This is a genomic window from Cellulomonas sp. Leaf395, assembly GCF_001424125.1.
Classification (GTDB): Bacteria; Actinomycetota; Actinomycetes; order Actinomycetales; family Cellulomonadaceae; genus Cellulomonas.
Genome location: NZ_LMQI01000002.1, coordinates 453081 through 475518, shown reverse-complemented (window position 1 = coordinate 475518; position 22438 = coordinate 453081). Strand labels below are relative to the sequence as shown.

Below are 22438 nucleotides of genomic sequence, written 5' to 3'. Positions count from 1 at the left end.
ACGACGCTAGTCGGCCACAGCCGCGGCACCAGGGCCGTTCGGCACCTTGACAGGCGGGCCCTGCCGGTCGGTCATCGCTCTCGTGTGCGCTGCGCCGCGGCCGGCCGGCCTGCACCGTCCTGCGCCGGACACCGGGTGGGAGCATCGTGACGTGCCCGCGTTCAACCTCGTCCCCGAGCTCCCGTGAGGCGTATCGATGGACTACCCCCCGTCGCATCCCGACAGCCCAGCTCTGTCGGCATCCGAGGTGCTGGACATGCTGCAGGACCACGCGTCGGCCGACGCGCGCGCCCTGCTGGGTCCGCGGTACGGCATCCACGTCGACCGGGCTCTCGGGGTGTCGATGGCGGACATGAAGCTCGTCGCTCGTCGGGTCGGCCGCGATCACCGGCTCGCCGCCGACCTGTGGGCGACCGGCGTCTACGAGGCGCGGGTCCTGGCGGGGCTCGTCGACGATCCGTCGGCTGTGACGATCGAGCAGATGGACGCTTGGTGCGCGGACTTCGACAGCTGGGCTCTCTGCGACACCGTGTGCTTCACGCTCTTCGACCGTGCACCGGGCGCCTGGACCCGGCTCGAGCCGTGGGCCGCCGACGACGCGGAGTTCGTGCGGCGTGCAGCGTTCGCGTTGCTGTGGAGCCTCGCGCTGCACGACGCCGGTGCGCCGGACGAGAGCTTCGTCGCCGCGCTGGGCCTCGTCGAGGAGCACGCGGGGGACGAGCGACCGTTGGTGGGCAAGTCGATCTCGATGTCGTTGCGCGCCGTCGGCCGGCGCAACGGTGACCTGAAGCTGGCCGTGCTGACGACGGCGGAACGCCTTGTCGATTCCGACAGCATCCCGGCCCGACGAGTGGGCCGGACGCCTTTGCGTGACGTCCGGTAGGTCCGCACCGTCACGAGCGATTCCGGCCCTCGGGTTGTCGGCGGTCGGCACTAACGTCCGGGCCAGCGTTCACAAGGACGTGGCTGAGGAGGTTTCGTTCATGACGCAGTGCGCGCACATCTACATCGCTTACGAGAAGGCTGAGCGCATCTACCGGCCATACCGGTGGAGCATCCACACGTTCCGCTGCACGAGCTGCGGCATCGAGGCGGTCGTGGTGGATCGGGAGCGAATCAAGGCTCGCACCCGTCCGAGCGCGTCCGAGGGCTGAGTCGTCCCGGCGGGCGAGTGCACGTGCGCGGGATCGGCCAGCTGACCGACGGCCAGCCGCAGCAGCCTGGGATCCGTGACATCCAGGGGTATACCGGGCGCGCGACTTCGTCCGTAGGCTCCGAAGGTCGGGCGCCACCCTGACGCCCCCGCTCGAAAGGGACTCACCCAATGTTCCCAGCCCAACAGTCACGACGAGCATCGACGGTCCTGGCCACTGCCGGCCTCGCCTTCGCGTCGGTGCTCGTACCCGCAGCCGCAGCCACTGCGGCGCCCGCGGCCACGGCGTGCGACAGTCGCACCAACAACACCTACGACAAGGTGCTCGGATGCGTCACCGTCGACGGCGTCCTCGAGCACGAGGAGGCCTTCCAGGCCATCGCGGATGCCAACGGAGGCAACCGCGCCGCAGGCACGACGGGCTACACCGCCAGCGTCGACTACGTCGTCGAGACGCTTGAGGCCGCAGGATGGAGTGTCGAGCTCGACGAGTTCCCCTTCACATTCGTTCCGCCGCCGCTGCTCGAACAGCTGATGCCGACCCAGGCGACCTACAGCACCGGGGTGTTCACCGGCACCGGCTACGGCGAGGTGACCGGCAACGTCATCCCGGTCGACATCGTGCTCGCCCCGCCACGTGATCCGGTCACCAGCGGGTGCGAGGCCTCCGACTTCGTCGGTCTTGATTTCAGCGGCACGGCCGACATCGCGCTGATCCAGCGAGGGACCTGCGAGTTCGGCGTCAAGGCGATCAACGCCCAGACGGCGGGCGCCGAGGCCGTCATCATCTTCAACCAGGGCAACACCGAGCTGCGCTCGGGCCTCGTCACCGGCACGCTCTTCGGCATCAACCAGACGCCGTTGAGCATCCCCGTGGTCGGCGCGAGCTTCGCGGACGGCGAGGCGCTCGCCGCAGCCGGGTCGACCGCACGAGTCCGGGTCGACCTGCCGGAGTCGAGGCCGCAGGTGAACGTCATCGCCGAGCTGGCCGGCCGGACCGACGGCAACGTCGTCATGGCGGGCGCGCACCTCGACTCGGTCCAGGCCGGGCCGGGGATCAACGACAACGGCAGCGGTTCCTCCGCACTCCTGGAGGTCGCCCAGCAGATCGCCAAGGTCAAGCCGGAGAACACCCTGCGGTTCGCGTGGTGGGGGGCCGAGGAGAGCGGGCTGCTGGGGTCGCGCGCCTACGTCGCCGGACTGGACCAGGCCGGTCTCGACGAGATCGCGCTGTACCTGAACTTCGACATGGTCGCGTCGCCGAACTACATCTTCATGGTGTACGACGGCGACGAGTCGGGCTTCCCGGCGCCCGTCGTGGTGCCCGAGGGATCCGTCCAGATCGAGGACTTCTTCGAGTCGTTCTACACGTCGCGGGGAATCCCGTACGACGACGCCGAGTTCAGCGGACGCAGCGACTACCAGGCGTTCATCCAGAACGGGATCCCGGCCGGTGGCCTGTTCACCGGCGCCGAGGTTGTGAAGTCCCCGGAGCAGGCTGCGATCTGGGGTGGGACGGCGGGCCAGCAGTACGACCCGTGCTACCACCTCGCGTGCGACACGATCGACAACATCTCGCTCGAGGCGCTCGACGTGAACACCGACGCGATCGCGGCGGCCGTCCTCACGTACGCGTACTCGACCGAGACGGTGAACGGTGTCGTCGGGCAGCAGGTACCGGGGAACTTCGTGCTCCCGGCACCGGCCGGTCCGCAGGGGACCACCGGCAGCGGCGGGGGTGACGAGGTCGACGGGGTCGAATGACGACCCGCTGACGCCGGCACGTCAGCCGGCAGATGCGTCCCGAGGGGTCCGGAACCGCTGGTTCCGGGCCCCTCGGGGCGACGGCTCGGCCGCGAGCCGGTGCCACGCATGTATCCGATGGGCCGCACGCGTGTCCTGACCTCATCAGGTGCGCACGGCAGGCACGCGGGACGTAGGGGGCTTCACGATGTCGAACGCGACGGATACCCGGGATCTCACCAGGAACGAGCACCCGGTCAAGCCCATGGCGGCGGACGGGCAGATCTACCTGCCCGCACCGAGAACGGCATCGGGTCTGGGACGAGCCAGGGGTGCGCCGGCATCGCCGCCGCCCACGTTCCTGGGACTCGCCTCTTGGCAGGCACAGCCGGAGGCGCGCCGTCGCGAGCTGCTGCGGCAGATCGAGGAGCTCAAGGGCAGCATGCCGCAGGAGGTCGTCGACATGCTCCGCAGCGACCTGGTCGACGTCGACCGGATGCTGATCGGACGCGGCAACCAGGAGAGCCACCGGCACGCGCAGGGGCTGCGGGAGTGGCTGACCGGCGCCCGGATCGAGGCGGTCTGGCAGACGCTGCACGGGGTGGAGCGGGCCCTGGTCATGTACCGGTCGGGCAAGGACCTCAAGGGCGGCCTCGACGGGATGGTCGCGGACGCGAAGCGGTACCTGCCGAAGCACGACCAGTCGGTGGGACAGGCGGCCCGATGGACACGGGTGCCACCCAAGGACCTCGGGGAGTTCCGCAGCGGCGTGCGCGACCTGCTCGAGCGGTCCCACGACGCATCCAACGAGTTCCACGAGGCCGCCCGTCGCCTGCGCAACGGCATGCTCGGCATCACGATCCTGACCGTGGCGTCCATCGTCGCGCTGCTCGTCGTGCAGTGGCTGGTGCCGAGCATCTGGTTGGTCCCGCCGCCGACGGAGTTCACCGGGGCGCCGTGGATGCTCCTCGCGTTCGTCATGGTCGCGGGGTCGCTCGGCGCATTCATCACCGCGATCCCGACGACGATCCGAGCGCGGTCGGCCGGGCTGCCGTACCGCCTGCCGATCCAACAGGGGCTCCTGAAGCTGGCGCTCGGCCCGCTCGTCTCGGTGGTCGGGGTGATGTTCGTGGCCGGCGGTCTCGTCGCGGCGACGACGGCGGAGGGGGTGCCTCAGCTGCTCGCGCTCGCGGTCCTGTTCGGCTCTGCCCAGCAGGCGCTCACGGCCTTCGCCGACAAGAGCGCGGGGGACCTGTTGGCCTCGAAGGACCCGACGTAGGTCATCAGCTCCCCGTCGGTTCGTCAGGTGTGCTCGACACCCACGCGGAACGTCGCACTGAATCCCGTCCCTCCGACATGGAACAGGCGCTGCCCGGGGTGGTCGGGATCGGTGACCGCAGACTGGACCTCGGACCTCGTGCCGGTTTGAGCGATCGCACGGATGGCGTCCTGGTCCGCGGGCTCCTTCGTGCCGAGGAACTTCTCGCCGGTGTGGACGTACAGCTCCCACGGGTCGCCCGGGAACACCTGCACGTAGTACTGCTTGCGGAACACGACGTTGTCCGAGAAGCCGATCCCGAACGTGTCCCGTTCGCCGACGTACACGTCGATGCGGAACACCATGCCGTGCGCACTCGTCGGCGCGGAGGACAGGTCGATCCAGCCCTCCCACACCAGACGGTCCGGCCCCGCCCAGCCCGTCGTCCGGTCACCGAACGCGGCGAGCGGTTTGCTCAGCTCGGTCACCAGGTCGGGGAGAGGGTCGCCAAGGTCGGCCTGGTGGAACGGCCCGTAGCAGTTCTCAGCCTCGGCGCTCTGGTGGACCAGCTCGAAGTCCACGAACCGGGGCTTGATCGACACTCCGAAGTAGAACTCGCTGCGCCCGAACGTGTCGTGGCCGCGGCTGACCTCCGCCTGGTCCAGCCAGAGCGACACCTTGTGGGAGCCGTGGAAGAACCGCATGGCGATCTCGTAGGCCTCCCGGGACGTCACGAGCGAGTCCGGACCTCCGTGGCACTTGTGGACGAAGGTGCGCGGCGCACCCGGGAGCTGCGCGGACGCCTGCTTGACCAGCCCGTCGCTGCGGTTCGTGGCGAGCGTGCCTTCGTCGAAGAGGCTGCTCAGCCGGTTGCCGAACGAAGCGACGGCCGGCCCGTAGGTGCGGTAGTTCGTGCCGACGACCGTCAGCACGCGTCCCACGTCGAAGTGCTCCGCCCAGTCGTCGAACTTGGTGCTGGTCGGGTCGAACGACGACAGCTCCCGTCCGGCCTCCTCGATGAGCGGCAACATCCGCAGCAGCCAGCTCGGTGCTCGTTGGAAGGCGATCCCCCGGTGCGGTGTGCCCAGGGTGACCACCCGGTTCACGAGCGTGCGGGCCGAACCCGAGGAGACCTCGTCCATGCGCGCGAGCCCTTCGCGGACCACGAGACCGCCCATGCTGTGCGCGACGATGTCGACGCCGGTGAAATCCTCACCGTGGCGCTTTGCCGAGCGCTCGATGAGCTCGACGAGTCGTCGAAGGCCCTCGCCGTACCGTTCGAGCGCACGCGGCCGCAGGTCGTAGTACCGGTAGACCCAGATCGTGTTGGCCACGCCGTCACGCAGGACGCGCTGCTCGGTCTGCGGATCGAGGACCACGCTGCCCGTGACGTCGTCGTCGTCGAGGTGATGTGGCTCGATCGGGGAGGGGAGGTCCTCCGAGTAGAACCCGACGACGTTCGTGGCATCCCGGTACGGATAGGACTCCGACTTCAGGGCGCGCAGGACGAAGCCCTCGTAGATGTAGTTGTCACCGCGTCGGCTCGGGTAGACGGAGCCGTCGTTGAAGCCCTGATAGGGGCTGCCCTGCTCGTCGGACACGTCCGGACCACCGAAGCCCCGAACCAGCACGAGCGGTCGCAGTGCGTCATCCATGGTTGCCCCCCACTACCGCAGCCACCCCTGTGTGGCACAGTCGGACACAACGACGCTACTCGTGCACCCGCACGGCCCGAAAGGGCGCAGGTGCGGCTGTGTCCGGGCACATCGGTCCTGACGGTGGACGCCCGTCAGCGCGGCTCCCGCAGACCGCTCGCTCGGCGGACCGGCCGTTCGACGGCGGCACGGATGGCGTCCTCCGTCCCGATGACCCGGACGTGCTCGCGGGCGCGCGTGACCGCCGTGTACAGGAGCTCGCGGGTGAGCAGCGGCGAGGTGTCCGGCGGCAGCAGGAGCGTCACGCGGTGGAACTGGCTGCCCTGGCCGCGGTGGACCGTCATGGCGTGCACGGGCTGGACGGCCGGCAGCCGGTACGGGCGGACCAGGCGCGGGTCCTCGGGTTCGCCGAACGCGACCACGACGCCGCCGAGCCGGTCGGAGATCACGACGCCGGTGTCGCCGTTGTAGAGCCCGCTGGCGCGGTCGTTCTCTGTCACCAGCAGCGGTCGACCCAGGGGCCAGACGCCAGGGCCGGAGCCGATCCACGCCTCCGCGGTCGCGGCCCAGTGGGCGACGCCGAACGGACCCTCGCGGTGGGCGAGCAGGAGCCGGTGCGTGCCCAGCGCCCGGAGCGCGCTCGCCGCATCGCCGTCGCGAGCGGCAGCCGCGAGCGCGTGGCCGCTGGTCTCGAGGTCCGACCGCAGGCCGGCGACGTCCTGTGCGGAGAGGCGTTCGTCGGCGGGTTCGATCAGCTCACGGTGCTCGTCGCCCGACCGCAGGAGCGCGAGGGTGGTCTCGGCGTCGCCTGCCCGGATCGCCTCGGCGAGGGCCGCGAGCGCCGGGCCGTAGCGGTGCGCCTGGGTGAGACGGACGACGCCGCGGGGGAGGGCGGCCACGAGGTCGCTGAGGATCGCGCCGGCCTCGACGCTGGCCAGCTGGTCCGGGTCGCCGACGAGCACGAGCCGGGCGGTCGGTCGCAGCGCCTCGACCAGCCGCGCCATCAGGGACAGGGAGACCATCGACGACTCGTCGACAATGACGACGTCGTGCGGGAGCCGACGCAGGCGGTCGTGCCGGAACCGGGTCGTCGTGCCGGGGCGCCAGCCCAGCAGGCGGTGGACCGTCGTGGCCCGGACGCGGCCGACATCCTCGGCACCGAGCAGCGCGACCTCCGCGTTGACCGACTCCTGCAGGCGGGCGGCCGCCTTGCCGGTGGGGGCTGCGAGCGCGACGCGCAGGTGCGGTCCGGCGGCGGCCTGGAGGGCCGCGACCAGGCGGGCGACCGTCGTCGTCTTGCCGGTGCCGGGTCCGCCGGTCAGGACCATGAGGTGCGACGTCGCGGCGGTGCGCAGCGCCTCGCGCTGGGCGGCGTCGGTGGCCGACGGGTAGAGACGGTCGACGGCGGCGTCGAGCGCGTCGGCATCGGCGGTGGCCGGCCGCGAGAGGCGGTCGTGCATCGCGGCTCGGACGGTCTGCTCGTCGCGCCAGTAACGGTCGAGGTAGACGCGACCGTCCACCCAGCGCAGCGGGCGGTCGGCCTGGCCGTCGGGGCCGTCGGCGACGAGCGGGCTGCGGCGGATCGCTTCGTGCCACCCTTCCACGGCGGGCCAGGTGCCGTCGTCGAGGACCACGCACACCGACCCGCTGCGCAGCGCCTGGACCGCGAGCGCGGCGGCGAGCAGGACGCGTTCGTCGTCCTCGCCGCCGATCGCGCCGAGGCGTCGGGCGACGTGCACGTCGGCAGCCGTGAGCACGTCTCCCATCGACGCGAGAAGTCCGGTCACGTCCCGCGGGATGGTCGCGCCGTACGGGTCGTCCGTGGTCGTCATGAGCCGGCCAGCAGGTCGGAGAGGGCGACCACGAGCGCGGCGGGCGGACGCCACGACACGACGCCGAACGGCACGCCGCCGACCGCGGGAGTCGACGGGCCGGCCATCCCGCGCAGGAACAGGTAGAGGCCGCCACCCAGGTGCGACGCCGGGTCGTAGGCCGGGAGCCGCCAGCGCAGGTAGCGGTGCAGCGCCGCGGAGTACAGCAGGAGCTGGAGCGGGTAGTGGGCGTCCATCATCGCGGCGAGCGTCGACGCCGGGCGGTAGTGCCAGAGCGTCAGGGGCTCGTCGAACGTGCCGAGGCGGTTCGTCTTGTAGTCGACGACGAGGTAGCGGTGACCGCCCGGCACGTCGGCCGGTACGCGCAGGACCGCGTCGATGGAGCCGGTGAGGTAGCCGCGCAGGCGGGCGGTGGACAGCGACTCGTCGTCCAGCCGGTCGGCGTAGGGGGCGAACGGGTCGTCGTCGGGCAGGTGCGAGCGCAGGAGGCCGGCCACGTCGCGGATCGACTTCGCGCCGCGGCGTGGACCGGTGTCGCCGCCGGCCAGCGGCAGCTCGAACTCGAGCTCGGCGAGGCGGTCGCGTGGGCCGATCGCCGCGAGCGACAGTCCGCCGGCCAGCGGGCCGAGCGTGGTGTGGAGCGACGGGAGCAGGGCCGCCGCCGTCGTCGCGGGGTCGGCGGCCAGAAGGGTGCCCGTCCCGGCCTCGGCACAGCGAGCGGCGAGCTCGGCGGCCAGGTCCGGCGCGCTCGTGTCGACGAGCTCCAGCACCCGGTGGGCGAACGTGCCGAAGGTCGTGCCGGACGGGAGGTCCGCCATCGGGGAGGGGAGGTCGCGCCCGGGTGCCTGGTCGGCGACCGCCGCGGGGAGCACGTCAGGCTCGTCCTGCACGCCTGGCGACTCGGGCTCGGACCCGACGCGCTCGCCCCCGCTCGCCGCATCGTGCGCGGCCGCCGTGAGCGCCGAGTAGGAGGTTCGGCGCCAGGCGACGTCGGGTCGCCGGCCGAGCGTCGCGGCGCGCAGGTCCGCGGCCGGCGACGCGGGCGGGGCCCAGGGGCGCAGAGCCGATGCCGACGTCACGACCTCGAGCTCGAGCGCGTCGACGGTGAGGGCGCGCAGCGTGTCCGTCGTCCGGGCGTCGGTGGTCGACCGCACCAGCGGGGCCGGGTTCCCGTCGGTGTCGCGGGTGCTGAGCAGGAGCCGGGTGAGCGCGCCGCGGACCGAGTTGGCCGACGGCGCCCACCACGCGACGACCTGGCTGGTGGCACGCGTCAGGGCCACGTACGCCAGCCGCAGACCCTCGCCGTCGTCGGCTGCGGCACCGGCCGTGCGCGCCTCGTCGTACCCCGGGGTGCCCCTGCCGCCCACGTGCAGCAGCCGGACGTCGTCCCGGTCGTATCCGATGGTCGCCGGGGTGGGCGGCGTGTACTTGTCCCAGAGGAACGGCACGAGGACCACGGGGAACTGCAGCCCCTTGCTCGCGTGCACGGTGATGACCTGCACGGCCGCCGTGTCGGTCTCCAGGCGCCGGCTGCGCTCCTCGGTGTAGTCCTGCCCGGCCTCGTCGACGCGGGCGCGCAGCCACTCGAGGAGCGCGGCCGCGCCGAGCCCGTCGTCCGTCGCGGCAGCGTGCAGTGCCTCGCCGACGTGCCGGACATCGGTCAGGCGACGCTCGCCGTCGGGAAGCCGGACCAGCCGCGCGCGCAGGCCCGCCGCGGCGGTGGCCTCGAGCAGGGAGGCGACGCCGTGGTCGTCGAGCACGCGCGACCACGTCCGCAGCAGGTCGGCCAGCTGGTCACGACGCTCGTCGGACGCCTCGGCGAGGTCGTTCGCGCTCCAGCCGACGAACGGGGTGAGCGCGGCCGCGGACACGAAGCCGCCGACGCCGGGGCGCGCGAGCGCCGAGAGGAGGATCAGCCAGTCGCGCGCGGACGGCGTCCCGAACACGCTGGACAACATCGAGATCACCGCCGGCACGCCGGCGGACGCCAGCGCGCGCTGCACGGCGACGGCGTCGCGGTTGACCCGCGTGAGCACCGCGATGTCGCCCGGCTCGACAGGCCGCCAGCCGCCGTCGTCGGCGATCTGCTCCTCGCTCAGCGTCCGCAGCACCTGGGCGGCGACGTCGCCGTAGACGAAGTCGCGGACCGTGCCGACCGGCGGGTTGGTGGCGTCGTCGGGCGCCTGCAGGGCCGTGCGGGTCACCTGACGGAGCCGGACCGCGGGGCCCCCGCGCAGCCGCCGGCCCGTCCGTGCGGGCTCGATCGGGTGGACGACGATGCGGGGGTCGCCGAGTGCCGTCCCCGACAGGATCGGGGCGAGCCCGTCGAGCACGGCGGGGTCGGCGCGCCAGTTGCGGTGCAGGGTCTGCGTCGTCGCGACGGCGCGGGCGCGCAGGTAGGTGGCGACGTCCGCGCCGCGGAACCGGTAGATCGCCTGCTTCGGGTCCCCGATCAGCACGAGGGTGCGGTGCCCGTGGAACGCCTCCCGCAGGATGTCCCACTGCACCGGGTCGGTGTCCTGGAACTCGTCGACCATGACGATGCGGTAGCGGGAGCGGACCCGTTCCGCGGCGGCGGTGCCCGTCTGCGGGTCGGTGAGCGCGTCGCGCAGGAGCACCAGCAGGTCGTCGTAGTCGAGCACGCGCAGGGCGCGCTTCCGGCGGACCAGCTCGTTGCGGGAGGCCGCGGCGAGGCCGTAGGAGTCGCGTGCCCTCGCCTCGGTCGCGTCTGCCGGTTCCAGCGTCGCGGCGGAGTCGCTGATCGCCTCGTGCGCGATCTTCCGGGCGTCCGTCACCGACAGCGTCGGCTTGTCCGTGAACGCGTACTTGCGCAGGTAGAGGTCGTCGACCACCTCCGCCTCCAGCGACGCGATGTCCGGGACCAGCCGCGCGTCGGGCTCGACGTCCCCCAGAGTGCCCAGCGAGGTGAGCATCTGCTGGCAGAAGCCGTGCGTCGTGGTGATGGTCGCGGCGTCGAACTCGGCCAGCGCTGTGGTCAGCCGTCCGGCTCGGGCGTCGCGGTCGGTGCCGGCCAGGAGGGCGACGACCGGGTCGGTGGCCTCGTGCTCCGTGTCCCGCAGCGCTCGTTCGACCTCGACGAGGCGCTCGCGGACGCGCTCACGCAGCTCGGAGGTGGCCAGGCGGCCGAACGTGACGAGCATGAGCTCGGGCAGACGGGCGACGCCCTCGGCGACGTACCGGACGGCCAGCGACGCTATCGTCGTGGTCTTGCCCGTGCCCGCGCTGGCCTCGAGCACGACGGTTCCCTGGGGCAGGGGGCCGCAGACGTCGAAGGGCTCGTGCGGCACCGTCATCCGACCTCCTCGTGCGCGATGAGGTCCGACCAGAGGCCCATCGACAGCGCGCCGAACCGGGTCGACTCGGAGCCGGTGGCCTTCTCGACGAGCAACCGGTCGAACGTGACCGGGTCGCCGAACGCGAGCAGGTGGTAGTCGTCGGCAGCCTCGAAGCCGCCGCGCCCGTTCGCCGCGTCGTCCGCGTGGCCGAGCTCCTTGCGGGCGCTGGCCAGCGCGTCGGCCTCGTCGCCACCGCCGGTGCGCGGGTGCGCGTAGGCGAGCCCGGTGGCCAGCGGCAGGGGGAGCGGGCCGCACATCGCCTCGTCGTGGATCGCGACCAGTCGGTGCAGGATCTCCAGCGGGTGCTCCGGCGCCGTGAGCCGCGCGATCCGCGACGCGCTGACCTGGCCGCGGCCGATCGTCACCGCCGTGAACGTGCGGTCGGGGAACGCGGTGGCGAGCGCCAGCAGCTGGACCCAGGCGCGCAGGCGGTGCTTGGCGCCGAGCCGCGAGAACACCGTGCGGACCAGGACGTCGCCGCGCACCCCGTTCACCGTGCCGGTGAGCGTGCGTCCGTCGTCGAGCGCGATGGTGACGTCGATGCTCTCGGCCGGCTCCTGCAGGTAGCTGTGCGACGCCGCGAGCAGCGGCTCCACCTGCGCGGTGATCTGGTGCAGCGTGGCGCTGCCGAGGGTCGCCGGCGGCATGTGTCCCCGGCGTCGCTCGGCCGCCGCGGCGGCGTCGAGGTCGATGCCGTCGAGCGCCGCCTGCAGCAGACGGTCGCCGATGGCCCACCGGTCGAGTCCGTCCAGCTCGAGGGGGAGGCGGTCCTCGAGCTGCGGCTCGTCGCCGGGGAGGGTCGCGCCCAGCCGCTGCCGGACGAACGCGCGGACGGGGTGCTCGAGGGTCGACGCCAGGTCGTCCAGGTCGAGCTGGTCGGTCTCCGGGGGCGCGAGCGGTTCCGTGTCGTCGGGCGCGTGCGCCCCGCGTCTCGTGAGTGCCGCGGCGAGGTCGAGCACGTCGAAGCTGAACGGCTCACTCCGGCCGAGTCCTCCCGGCACGAAGTTGCGCTCATCGACGGTCTGCAGCGGGTGGTGGACGACCTGGTCGCGAGCATTCTCCTCGTCGGGCCAGGTCACGGCGGCGTCGAGGGCGTCGAGCAGCTCGCCGACCGGCACGGCAGGCGGTCGGGCCGCGCCCGTGCGCTCGTCGGCACCCGAGTAGACGACGACGAGGTGCTGCTGGGCGCTGGTCACCGCGTCGAGGAAGAGCTGGCGGTCCTCCTGCCGGGCGTCCCGCTCCCCGACGAGCGGGTCGCGCGCCAGGATGTCGTCGCCGTCGCGGCCCGACCCGCGGGGGAACGCGCCGTCGTCCATCCCGAGCAGCGCGACCACCCGGTGCGGCACGGCCCGCATGGGCGCGAGCGAGCACACGGTCAGCGCGCCGGTGCGGAAGCCCGAGCGCGTCGGGCGGCCTGCGAGGTGCGGCTCGAGCAGCGCGACGACGTCCGCGAGCCGCAGCGTGGCGCCCTCCGACGTCCGCACGGCGTCGAGGGCCCGGGCAGCCTCGGCCTGCTGCCAGCGGTCCGCGGGCCGGACGTCCGTGAGCAGTCGGACGGCTCGGTCGAGCGTGTCGAACCAGCCCTGTGCGGGCCGCGCTCCGTCGAGCTCGCGCAGGGTCGCCGACAGGCGCTCGACGAACTCCGCGAGCCGCCCGACCAGGTCCACGTCGGTCGAGCCGACGTCGTCGACGGGCAGGACCGTGCCGACGAAGCGCTGGTCCTCCTCGGCCATCGCCACGCCGAGCAGCAGCCGGTCCAGCGCGGTCGCCCAGGTGCCCTGTGCGAGGGAGCCCAGCTGGTAGCGCTCACGCCGCGACACGTCCTCGCCCCACCGCACCCCCGACTCGAGCGCCCACGCCCGTACGCGGTCGAGCTCCTCGTCGTCGAAGCCGAACCGCCTGCGCACCGGCGCCTGTCCCGCGAGGTCGACCACCGCCGACGCCCCGACGCGCGAGTCGGCGAGCTCCAGCAGGGTCGCGACGACCGCGAGGACCGGGTTGGCGATCCGTGGTGCACGGTCGGCGATCCGGACCCGCAGCGTGCGACCGGGATGCTCCGGGGCTCCGTCGTCGACCCCCGCCGTCGGGCCGAACGCGGCCTCGACCAGCGGCGCGAACGCCTCGACGTCCGGGCACATGACGATGACGTCGCGGGGCTCGAGGGTGTCGTCGTCGGCGAGCAGGCCGACCACGACCTCGCGCAGCACCTCGACCTGGCGCGAGCGGCCGTGGCAGGAATGGACCTGGAGGGAGCGGTCGTGCCGTGCTGCCTCGTGCGTCGGACCGTCGCTGCGGTCGTCGGCGATCCGGTCCTGGAGGGCGCCGAGCGCGGTGCTCGGGCGTGGCTGGGAGGGGAGGACGGTCGTGGTCGGGTCGAGCTGGAGGACGCGGGTGGCCAGCTCGGTCGCGTCGCCGGCCATGCTCGCCAGCAGCGGGTGCCGTGCGTCCCTTCGGGCCTGCGACCTGCGGGTCGATCCGCCGGGAGTCACGCGGTCCCAGAGCGCGAGCGACGGCTGGGGCAGCCAGAGGTGGACCTCGCGGTGCTCCGCGAGCGCGTCGAGGACGCGCAGGTGGCCGTCGGGGAGCGCCGTGGCGCCGAAGACTGAGAGTCGCCCCGGCAGGTCCACCGACGACGGGTCGGCTCGGAGCCGCGCGACCGCCTCCTCCAGCCGCTCCGCGGGCGCCGGCATCCCGACCGCGTCGCGCACCTCCCGCCACAGGTGCGGCTGCCAGCGCAGGTCGTCCGGGAGGAGGGCTCCCAGGCCGTCGTCGTCGCGTCCTTGTGCCCAGGCGCGCAGCATCGCCGGGCGCTGGACGTCGTACGCGCGGAACAGCCGGGCCACCCGCTGCGCCACGCGGAATCGGCGGCTGCGGCGGACCTCGTCGGACTCGTCCGCGCCGAGGTAACGGCTCACCGTGCGGAGCCAGTCCGCGCCGAGGTGCGCGTCGATCGTCGCCAGCACGCGCCACGGCAGCTGCTCAGGACTCCACGGGTCGTCGGCGGCCGCGCTCGCCAGCGCATCGCTCACCAGGCGGCGCGGGGACGGGAAGAGGACGTTCGCGCAGATGCCGTCCGCTCCCGGCCCCGTACCGAGCCGATGGGAGAGGCGCTGGGCGACCCAGCGCTCCACGCCGCGTGTGGGGACCGCGACGACGTCCGGGGTGAACGGGTCGGCCGGGGCGGCGGTGAGGACGTCCGCCAGTGCGCCGACCAGGACATCCGTGCGCTCGGCGACGTGGACGCGCAGGCCCGAGGCGGTCGTCGTCGACGCGGCCAGGGTCACCCTGGGCACTCTAGCGATGACGCCAAGGTCGGCAGAGGGCGCCGCCGCTCGTTGTGGACAACACCTCTCCAGCGCCGTTCACGGTCGAGGAACGCCGCTCGATCATGGACTGCGGCGTTCCTCGACCTCTGGTTCGCGGCTCGCCCCTCACGTCCTCGGGTTGGGGTGCGTCTCCTCGGTCACGACGTCGGGTGCGACCCGGCTCGCGGGGCGGTTCTCCTCGGTCACCACGTCTGGTCCGACGCGGCTCGCGGGGTGCGTCTCCTCGGTCACGACGTCGGGTCCGACGCGGCTCGCGCCGCGGTTCTCCTCGGTCACCACGTCGGGTCCGACTCGGCTCCCGGGGTGCGTCTCCTCGGCGACCGCATCGGGTCCGACGCGGCTCGCGGCGCGGTTCTCCTCGACGACCACGTCGGGGTCGATGCGGTCCGCGGCCCTGAGCCGCTCGTCCAGCTCGGACCGTGCGCCGCTCGCCTCGGCGCTGCGCACCTGTGCCTCGGTCTGCAGCGCCGCCGCGTCGGCCGCCCGGGTGTCCGCCTCGGCCTGGGCGAGGCGTGCCTGAGCGTCCAGCCGGGCGGCTTCTGCCTCCCGGCGCTGGAGCTCGATCTGGTCGGCGGCGGCCTTCTCGCGGATCTCCCGCGCACGTGCGCGTTCGGCGTCGGCTCGGCGTTCTCCGCTGCGTCTGCTCATGACGACGGCCGCGATGATCAGCAGCACGACGACGATGGCGACGATGATCCAGACGGTCGTGTCCATGGTTCTTCCTCCTCGGAAGCTCGGCCCCCCTGCGTTGATTGGACTGCCGTCCGGGAAGGGCCGCAACCGGTGGAGTGGCTGCCACGTGCACATCGAGGAGGAGCGGGGCGCGTACAGGTCAGCGATAGACCACCCGCGGGCCACCGATCGGGTCCAGCCTCTCCGCCGTCCGCCGCAGGGTGGCTGCGACGGACGGGCGCACGATGCCGCGGCGCCGTCGCCGCGCCGCCTCCGGCAGCAACGGTGCATCCGGCATCGCCGAGTGCGCCAGATTCCAGGTAGCCCTCAGTCCGGTGAATGCCAGTCCGTCGATCATGATGACCTCCGCTACTAGTGAACTGCGTTATACCGGTAGCGTACGCCCCGTGCTACCATCGAAACAAGATATGGCGGTAGCGGAAGAGGTGTCTTGTGGTGGAGCAGCAGGTGGTTCCCGAGCTCGTCGGCGGGGCGCTGTGCCTCGACGTCGCCAACTCGGTGGACGGACGGGTTCTCGACGTCCCGCTGGACTACCTGACGACCTACGCCGACCTCGTCGACTGGGCCCTGCGTGCCGGAGGTCTGTCCTCCGCGGAGGCCGAGGCGCTCCGGGCCCGCGCGGACGCCGACCCCGATGCGGCGAGCGAGGAGCTGGTCCGCGTCCGGGGTCTTCGTGAGGCCGTGTTCGCCATGTTCTACGGGCACGCCACCGACGGCGTCGCGGGCGCCGATCACCTCACAGCGGTCCAGGAGTCATACACCGATGCCCTCCGCCACGGTCGCCTCGAACCGGGCGCGGCCGGCCTGCGCTGGACGTGGGAGCCCGACCTGCGGCTCCCGCGCTGGCTGGTGGCGCAGTCGGCGATCGAGCTGGCGACGAGCGGCTCGCTCGACCGGGTCAAGGCGTGCGCGTCGCAGGACGGCTGTCAGTACCTGTTCGTCGACACGTCGAAGAACGGCAGCCGCCGGTGGTGCAGCATGACGGACTGCGGCAACCAGGCGAAGTCGAAGCGCCTCACCGCGCGGCGCCGCGCGGTGCGCACCGGAGCCCGATGAGCCGCTCAGTCGCGTGAGATCAGAAGTGCCTCGCCCTGCCCGCCTCCGCCGCACAGGGCGACCGCCGCGCGACCCTGCCCCCGCCGAGCCAGCTCCATCGCGGCGTGACCCGCGAGCCGCGCCCCCGACGCGCCGATCGGGTGCCCGAGCGCGATCGCACCGCCATGGATGTTCGTCTGCTCCAGCGGGTACGCCAGGTCGTCCAGGGACTGCACGACGACGGAGCCGAACGCCTCGTTGATCTCCAGGAAGTCCACCGTCGACAGGTCCCACCCGGCCCGCGAGAGCGCAGCGGCGATCGCTGCGGACGGCTGCGAGTGCAGCGAGTTGTCCGGCCCGGCCACCTGCCCCGACGCCCCGACGGACGCGAGCCAGGGCAGTCCGTGCGCCTCGGCGAACTCTCGGGCCGCCACGACGACTGCCGCGGCTCCGTCGGTCAGGGGGGAGGCGTTGCCCGCGGTGATGCTCCCGTCGGCGGAGAACGCCGGCCGCAGCGACGCCAACGAGTCGAGGGTCGTCTCGGGCCGGATCCCCTCGTCGAGGGAGACGACGACCGGGGCACCCCGCCGCTGGGGCACCTCGACAGGCACGATCTCCGCAGCGAACACGCCGGACCCGACGGCTTCGGCAGCCCGCCGGTGGCTCTCGACGGCGACCTGGTCCTGCGCCTCGCGGGGGATCGACAGGGTCTTGTTCCCCCGCTCGGTCGACGAGCCCATCGACTCGCGGTCGAACGCGTCGGTGAGACCGTCGAACGCCAGGGAGTCGACCGCCTGGATATCGCCGTAGGTCCAGCCGCGTCGCGAGCCGGGCAGCAGGTGGGGTGCCTGGCTCATCGACTCCTGCCCACCAGCGACCACGACGGAGGCCTCACCCAGCCGGATCATGCGGGCGGCGTCGATGATCGCGGTGAGGCCGCTGAGGCACACCTTGTTGATGGTCGTCGCCGGCACGGTCCACGGGATGTCGGCCTGGACGGCGGCCTGCCGCGCGGGGTTCTGGCCGGCGCCGGCCTGCACGACCTGGCCCATGAGGACCTGGTCGACCTCGGACGGGTCCACGCCCGCCCGGGCGAGCGCGCCGCGGATCGCCACGGCGCCGAGCGACGCGGCTGACAGCGACGACAGCCCGCCGTTCAGGCGCGCCATCGGCGTCCGCGCGAACGACAGGATCACGACCTCACGATCGGGGCTCATGAGAGCACCACCTCCTCGTCCACCAGCAACGGCACCAGGGGCGTGGCCGCCACCACCTCCGCGACCGACACCCCCGGCGCGCACTCCCGCAGCACGAGCCCGTCGGCGCCGACGTCCAGCACCGCCAGGTCCGTGATGATCCGATCCACCACACCCACCCCGGTGAGCGGAAGCGTGCACGCGGGCAGGATCTTGGCGGACCCGTCGCGCGCGACGTGCTCCATCAGCACGATGATCCGCCGCGCCCCGTGCACGAGGTCCATCGCGCCGCCCATGCCCTTGACCATCTTCCCGGGGATCATCCAGTTGGCGATGTCTCCGGACGACGAGACCTGCATCGCCCCGAGGATCGCGACGTCGACCTTCCCGCCGCGGATCATCGCGAAGGACGTCGCCGAGTCGAAGTACGACGCCCCCGGAGCGACCGTGATCGTCTCCTTGCCGGCGTTGATGAGATCGGGGTCGACGGACGAGTCCGCGGGGTACGGCCCGACGCCCAACACCCCATTCTCCGACTGCAGCACCAGCTCGACACCCGGCGGGACGTAGTTCGGCACCAGCGTCGGCAGCCCGATCCCGAGGTTCACGTAGGACCCGTCGGCCAGCTCCAGGGCGGCCCGTGCCGCCATCTGCTCGCGCGTCAGACTCATGAGACCGTCCTCCGCTCGATGCGCTTGTCCGCAGCCTGCTCGGGTGAAAGTGCGACGACCCGGTCCACGAAGATCCCCGGCAGGTGGATCGCGTCGGGGTCCAGCGACCCCACAGGGACGAGCTCCTCGACCTCGGCGATCGTGACGGCACCGGCCGCTGCGCACAACGGGTTGAAGTTGCGCGCCGACGCGTGGAACACGAGGTTCCCGAGGCGGTCGCCGCGCAGAGCCCGGACCAGTGCGAAGTCCGCCGTGATCGCCTCCTCCCGCACGAACTCGGACGGGACCCCCCGCACGGAGAACGTCTCGACGGGCTTCGGAGGCGACGACACCAGCACCGACCCGTCGGGGGAGTACCGCCACGGCAGTCCTCCGTTCGCCACCAGCGTCCCCACGCCGGTCCGCGTGTAGAACGCGGCGATCCCGCTCCCACCTGCACGAAGACGCTCGGCCAGCGTCCCCTGCGGGGTCAGCTCCACCTCGAGCTCCCCGGCCAGGTACTGCCGCGCGAACTCCTTGTTCTCGCCCACGTACGAGGCGATGATGCGCCGGATGCGACCGGCCTGCAGCAGCAGGCCGAGCCCCCAGTCGTCGACGCCGCAGTTGTTGCTCACGACCTCCAGGTCCTGGGCGCCGGAGTCGAGCAGAGCGTGGATCAGCACGCTCGGGATACCGCACAAGCCGAACCCACCGACCGCGAGGGTCGCCCCGTCGGGGATGTCGGCTACCGCCTCGACGGCGGACTGGACGACCTTGTCCATGACTGCCTCCTGTCGACGACGTCATTGTGCGCCGACAGATCGACACTCGCGCTAGGGCATGGGCACAAAGACCCTTGCGGACTTACCCTGGCGGGACATCAGGCAATGGGGCCTAGCTTCACGAGAGCGACGGTTCCGCCACCAGACGGAGCGAAACATGTTGCGTGCAGATGTGTCACCCGGCCGTGCCCTGCCCACCCATCAGCAGGCGGAAGCGCTGCAGCTGGTGACCCCCGACGGCGTCCGTCGGAACGACCCCGTGTACGACCCGGTGGTCTCCGACGTCGACGACGACCGTCTCCTGAGCCTGTACGAGGACATGGTCGTGGCGCGCCGCTTCGACACCGAGGCCGTCGCGCTGCAGCGGCAGGGCCAGCTCGGGCTGTGGCCGCCGCTGCTGGGCCAGGAGGCCGCGCAGATCGGCTCCGCCCGCGCGCTGCGCAGCGACGACTTCGTCTTCAGCAGCTACCGCGAGAACGGTGTCGCGTACTGCCGCGGCGCCCAGCCGACGGACCTCGTGCGCGTCTGGCGGGGGACCGCCCTCGCGGGCTGGGACCCCCGGGCGATCGGGATGGCGACGCCGCAGGTGATGATCGGCTCGCAGACGCTGCACGCCACCGGGTACGCGCTCGGCTGCGTCAAGGACGGCGTCGACTCGGTGGCCGTCGCGTACTTCGGCGACGGCGCCACCAGCAAGGGCGACGTGCACGAGGCGATGGTCTTCGCGGCGACGTTCGCGGCCCCGGTGATCTTCTTCTGCCAGAACAACCAGTGGGCGATCTCCGAACCGGTCGGCCTGCAGGCGCAGCGACCGATCGCGGACCGCGCGGCCGGCTACGGCATCCCCGCCATCCGGGTCGACGGCAACGACGTGCTCGCGGTGCTCGCCGCGACGCGGGTCGCCCTCGACCGGGCACGACGCGGGGACGGCCCCACGTTCATCGAGGCCGTGACCTACCGGATGGGTCCGCACACCACGTCCGACGACCCCTCCCGCTACGTCGACCCGTCGGACAAGGCGCAGTGGGCGGCGAAGGACCCGATCGCGAGGATCGGACGGCTGCTGACGGCCAGGGGCGCACTCTCCGACGAGCGGGCCGCCGCCATCACGCGGAAGGCCGACACGTTCGCGGCCCGGATGCGCCAGGGCTGCTACGGCCTGCCCGACCCCGAGCCGCTGAGCGTCTTCGAGGATGTCTTCGTCGAGCCGACGCCCGCGCTCGAACGGCAGCGCAGCCAGTACGCCGCCTACCTCGCGATGTTCGACGAGGAGGCGTGATGGCCACGATGACCCTGGCCGCGGCGCTCAACTCCGGCCTGCGGCACGCGCTCGACGACGACCCCACGGTGGTGCTGCTCGGCGAGGACATCGGCACTCTCGGAGGAGTGTTCCGGGTGACCGACGGGCTCCAGCGCGACTTCGGCACCGACCGCGTCATGGACACGCCGCTGGCCGAGGCAGGGATCCTCGGTGTCGCCGTCGGCCTGGCCTACCGCGGGTACCGGCCGGTGGTGGAGATCCAGTTCGACGGGTTCGTCTACCCGGCGGTCGACCAGCTGATCACGCAGGTGGCACGCATCCACTACCGGACCCGCGGGTCCGTGCGGATGCCGATCACCGTGCGCATCCCGTACGGCGGCGGCATCGGGGCGGTCGAGCACCACTCGGAGTCGCCCGAGGCGTTCTTCGCCCACGCGCCCGGCCTGCGCGTGGTCACCTGCGCCAGCCCGCAGGACGCCCACACGATGATCCGGCAGGCGATCGCGTGCGACGACCCCGTCGTGTTCTTCGAGCCGAAGCGGCGGTACTGGGTCAAGGGCGAGGTGGACGAGTCCCTGCACGGCGCGCCGCTGCTCGACCGCGCACGCGTGGTCGTCGAGGGCACGGACGTCACGCTCGCCGCCTATGGGCCTCTCGTCATCACCGCGCGCGACGCGGCGCTCGCCGCCCAGGACGAGGGTCTGTCGGTCGAGGTGGTGGACCTGCGCTCGCTGTCGCCGGTCGACCTCGACACGCTCGAGGCGTCCGTGCGCAAGACCGGTCGGCTCGTCGTCACCCACGAGGCGCAGGGCAACGGTGGCCTCGGCGCGGAGATCGTCGCCGGCATCACCGACCGCTGCTTCGACATCCTCAAGGCAGCACCCGCGCGGGTGACCGGCTTCGACACCCCGTACCCGGCGGCGAAGGTGGAGGAGCACTTCCTGCCCAACCTGGACCGGATCCTCGACGCCGTCGACCGCGTGATGGGCAGACAGCACTCCCTGACCGGATGGAGGGCGTCATGACGACGATGAAGACCGTGACGCTGCCGGACCTCGGCGAGGGACTGACCGAGTCCGACCTGGTGGAGTGGGTCGTGGCGGTCGGCGACACCGTCGAGCTCAACCAGGTGGTCGCCGAGGTGGAGACCGCGAAAGCGCTGGTCCAGCTGCCGTCGCCGTACGCCGGGGTGGTCGCCGAGCTGCTGGTCGAGCCGGGCGTGACCGTGCCCGTCGGGGCGGCGCTCCTGCGCATCGCGGTCGAGGAGCCCGCGCTCGCCGACGACGCCGCGCCGACCCCGGCTGAGCCGCCGGACCGGGTCGCGAGCCCGACCTCGGATGACGACTCGGCTGCCGCCGACCGGCCCACCCCCGCGGCGGGTGCCGCGCCCGAACGGACGTCCGTGCTCGTCGGGTACGGACCGTTGGTCGAGGGATCGTCGCGACCGCGGCGTCGGTCCAGGTCGGCGGACTGGGCCGCGGCGCACGCCGTCGCCCACGACGTCGGTCTCGCGCTCGCGGGCGGTCGGACCGGCCCGAAGGTCCTGCCCCCGGTCCGCAAGCTCGCGCACGACCTGGGCGTGGACCTGAACAAGATGGTCGGCTCCGGCACGGACGGGATGATCACGCGGGAGGACGTCCTCCGGGCGGTGTCGGGTGCGGAGGCCTCACCGGCCGCGCGACGGCCCAGCGCGTTGGCCGCCGCGCACCGCCCGGGTCTCGCCCGGTCGCAGAGCCGACCGGCCGACGACGTGCCGGCTCCCCACCGCCCCGATGCCGTCCCGTCGGCACCGCGCGAGACGCGCACGCCGATCACGGGTGTCCGCAAGCAGACCGCCGCCGCGATGGTGGCCAGCGCGTTCACGGCCCCGCACGCCTCGACGGCGCTGACGGTCGACGTCACGCCGACGCTCGAGCTGCTGGAGGCCTTCCGGTCGGACCGCGCCCTGGAGGGGCATCGCGTCTCGATCCTCACGATCGTCGCCAAGGCGGTGACGATCGCGGTCGGCCGCAACCCGTCGCTCAACGCGCACTGGGACGAGTCCGCGGGGGAGATCGTCCAGTACGGCTACGTGAACCTCGGCATCGCCGCGGCGACCCCGCGCGGGCTGCTGGTGCCGAGCATCAAGGACGCCGACGGGCTCACGCTGCCCGACCTGGCCGACGCGATCGGCCGCCTGACGCAGGACGCCCGGGACGGCACGACGACGCCTGCGGACCTGGCCGGCGGGACCATCACGATCACCAACATCGGGGTGTTCGGCGTCGACACGGGCACGCCGATCCTGGTGCCGGGGCAGGCCGCGATCCTGGCGATGGGAGCGATCCGGCGTCAGCCGTGGGAGTTCCAGGACCAGATCGCTCTGCGCAGCGTGCTCACGCTGAGCCTCTCGTTCGACCACCGCCTCGTCGACGGAGCCGAGGCGGCCCACTTCCTCGCCGACGTCGGCGAGATCCTCGCGCGACCGGGCTCCGTCCTGCGCATGGTCTAGCGGATCG

The 22438-nt window shown here is 72.6% G+C and carries 17 protein-coding genes; 8 read left to right on the top strand and 9 right to left on the bottom strand.

Translation table 11 applies throughout. The features are described 5' to 3' along the window. Positions 1-256 precede the first annotated feature (256 nt). The 4 genes from ASG23_RS06530 to ASG23_RS06515 all read left to right on the top strand — a co-directional run bounded on the left by ASG23_RS06530 (position 257) and on the right by ASG23_RS06515 (position 4175). Positions 257-883, top strand: coding sequence for a DNA alkylation repair protein (locus tag ASG23_RS06530; RefSeq protein WP_056022717.1), 627 nt, complete (start codon positions 257-259; stop codon positions 881-883). 79 nt (positions 884-962) lie between these two features. Then, positions 963-1154: a hypothetical protein gene (locus tag ASG23_RS06525; protein ID WP_162242665.1), complete on the top strand. Its 192-nt coding sequence runs from the start codon at positions 963-965 to the stop codon at positions 1152-1154. A gap of 170 nt (positions 1155-1324) precedes the next feature. Then, entirely contained in the window at positions 1325-2917 is a 1593-nt protein-coding gene (locus ASG23_RS06520) for a M28 family metallopeptidase (protein ID WP_056021887.1), read from the top strand. A 187-nt stretch (positions 2918-3104) separates the two neighbouring features. Beyond that, the gene (locus ASG23_RS06515) at positions 3105-4175 is read left to right on the top strand and encodes a hypothetical protein (RefSeq protein ID WP_157465543.1); all 1071 of its coding nucleotides are present in this window, start codon (positions 3105-3107) and stop codon (positions 4173-4175) included. A gap of 23 nt (positions 4176-4198) precedes the next feature. Here ASG23_RS06515 and ASG23_RS06510 read toward each other — a convergent pair whose 3' ends face one another. The 6 genes from ASG23_RS06510 to ASG23_RS19780 form a co-directional block, all read right to left on the bottom strand. Beyond that, positions 4199-5809, bottom strand: coding sequence for a lipase family alpha/beta hydrolase (locus tag ASG23_RS06510; RefSeq protein WP_056021880.1), 1611 nt, complete (start codon positions 5807-5809; stop codon positions 4199-4201). Between the two features lie 134 nt (positions 5810-5943). Then, positions 5944-7641: an exodeoxyribonuclease V subunit alpha gene (gene recD / locus ASG23_RS06505; RefSeq protein WP_056021877.1), complete on the bottom strand. Its 1698-nt coding sequence runs from the start codon at positions 7639-7641 to the stop codon at positions 5944-5946. Beyond that, the gene (locus ASG23_RS06500; RefSeq protein ID WP_056021873.1) at positions 7638-10955 is read right to left on the bottom strand and encodes a UvrD-helicase domain-containing protein; all 3318 of its coding nucleotides are present in this window, start codon (positions 10953-10955) and stop codon (positions 7638-7640) included. Before ASG23_RS06500 ends, recD begins: the two co-directional genes overlap by 4 nt. Continuing rightward, positions 10952-14281 (bottom strand): exodeoxyribonuclease V subunit gamma, encoded by a 3330-nt coding sequence (gene recC / locus ASG23_RS06495; protein ID WP_235520918.1) that lies wholly within the window; start codon positions 14279-14281, stop codon positions 10952-10954. The genes ASG23_RS06500 and recC overlap by 4 nt, the downstream gene beginning before the upstream one ends. A gap of 147 nt (positions 14282-14428) precedes the next feature. After that, positions 14429-15037, bottom strand: coding sequence for a hypothetical protein (locus ASG23_RS06490; protein WP_056021871.1), 609 nt, complete (start codon positions 15035-15037; stop codon positions 14429-14431). Between the two features lie 118 nt (positions 15038-15155). Further along, a complete protein-coding gene (locus ASG23_RS19780) occupies positions 15156-15353 on the bottom strand; it encodes a hypothetical protein (protein WP_157465542.1) in 198 nt (65 codons plus the stop codon). Positions 15354-15451: 98 nt separating this feature from the next. Here ASG23_RS19780 and ASG23_RS06485 point away from each other — a divergent pair, with 98 nt between their 5' ends. Then, positions 15452-16072 carry a CGNR zinc finger domain-containing protein gene (locus tag ASG23_RS06485; RefSeq protein ID WP_162242664.1) on the top strand — a complete coding sequence of 207 codons (621 nt, stop codon included), beginning with the start codon at positions 15452-15454 and terminating at the stop codon, positions 16070-16072. Between the two features lie 5 nt (positions 16073-16077). Here the strand turns inward: ASG23_RS06485 and ASG23_RS06480 are convergent, their stop codons facing one another. Genes ASG23_RS06480 through ASG23_RS06470 form a run of 3 tightly spaced genes read right to left on the bottom strand, consistent with a single transcriptional unit; the run spans position 16078 to position 18679 of the window. Beyond that, on the bottom strand, positions 16078-17268 hold the full coding sequence (locus ASG23_RS06480; RefSeq protein ID WP_056021864.1) for an acetyl-CoA C-acetyltransferase: 1191 nt from the start codon (positions 17266-17268) through the stop codon (positions 16078-16080). Further along, complete coding sequence (locus ASG23_RS06475; RefSeq protein WP_056021861.1) at positions 17265-17918, bottom strand: CoA transferase subunit B; 654 nt, start codon at positions 17916-17918, stop codon at positions 17265-17267. Before ASG23_RS06475 ends, ASG23_RS06480 begins: the two co-directional genes overlap by 4 nt. Next, positions 17915-18679 (bottom strand): CoA transferase subunit A, encoded by a 765-nt coding sequence (locus ASG23_RS06470; RefSeq protein ID WP_056021858.1) that lies wholly within the window; start codon positions 18677-18679, stop codon positions 17915-17917. The genes ASG23_RS06475 and ASG23_RS06470 overlap by 4 nt, the downstream gene beginning before the upstream one ends. A 157-nt stretch (positions 18680-18836) precedes the next feature. Between ASG23_RS06470 and pdhA the strand changes: the two genes are divergently transcribed. The 3 genes from pdhA to ASG23_RS06455 are packed head-to-tail and all read left to right on the top strand — an operon-like array spanning position 18837 to position 22431. After that, positions 18837-19958, top strand: a complete 1122-nt coding sequence (gene pdhA / locus ASG23_RS06465) for a pyruvate dehydrogenase (acetyl-transferring) E1 component subunit alpha (protein WP_056021854.1) — start codon at positions 18837-18839, stop codon at positions 19956-19958. Next, positions 19958-20965 (top strand): alpha-ketoacid dehydrogenase subunit beta, encoded by a 1008-nt coding sequence (locus tag ASG23_RS06460; protein ID WP_056021851.1) that lies wholly within the window; start codon positions 19958-19960, stop codon positions 20963-20965. The genes pdhA and ASG23_RS06460 overlap by 1 nt, the downstream gene beginning before the upstream one ends. Next, positions 20962-22431, top strand: coding sequence for a dihydrolipoamide acetyltransferase family protein (locus ASG23_RS06455; protein ID WP_056022711.1), 1470 nt, complete (start codon positions 20962-20964; stop codon positions 22429-22431). Before ASG23_RS06460 ends, ASG23_RS06455 begins: the two co-directional genes overlap by 4 nt. Positions 22432-22438 lie beyond the last annotated feature (7 nt).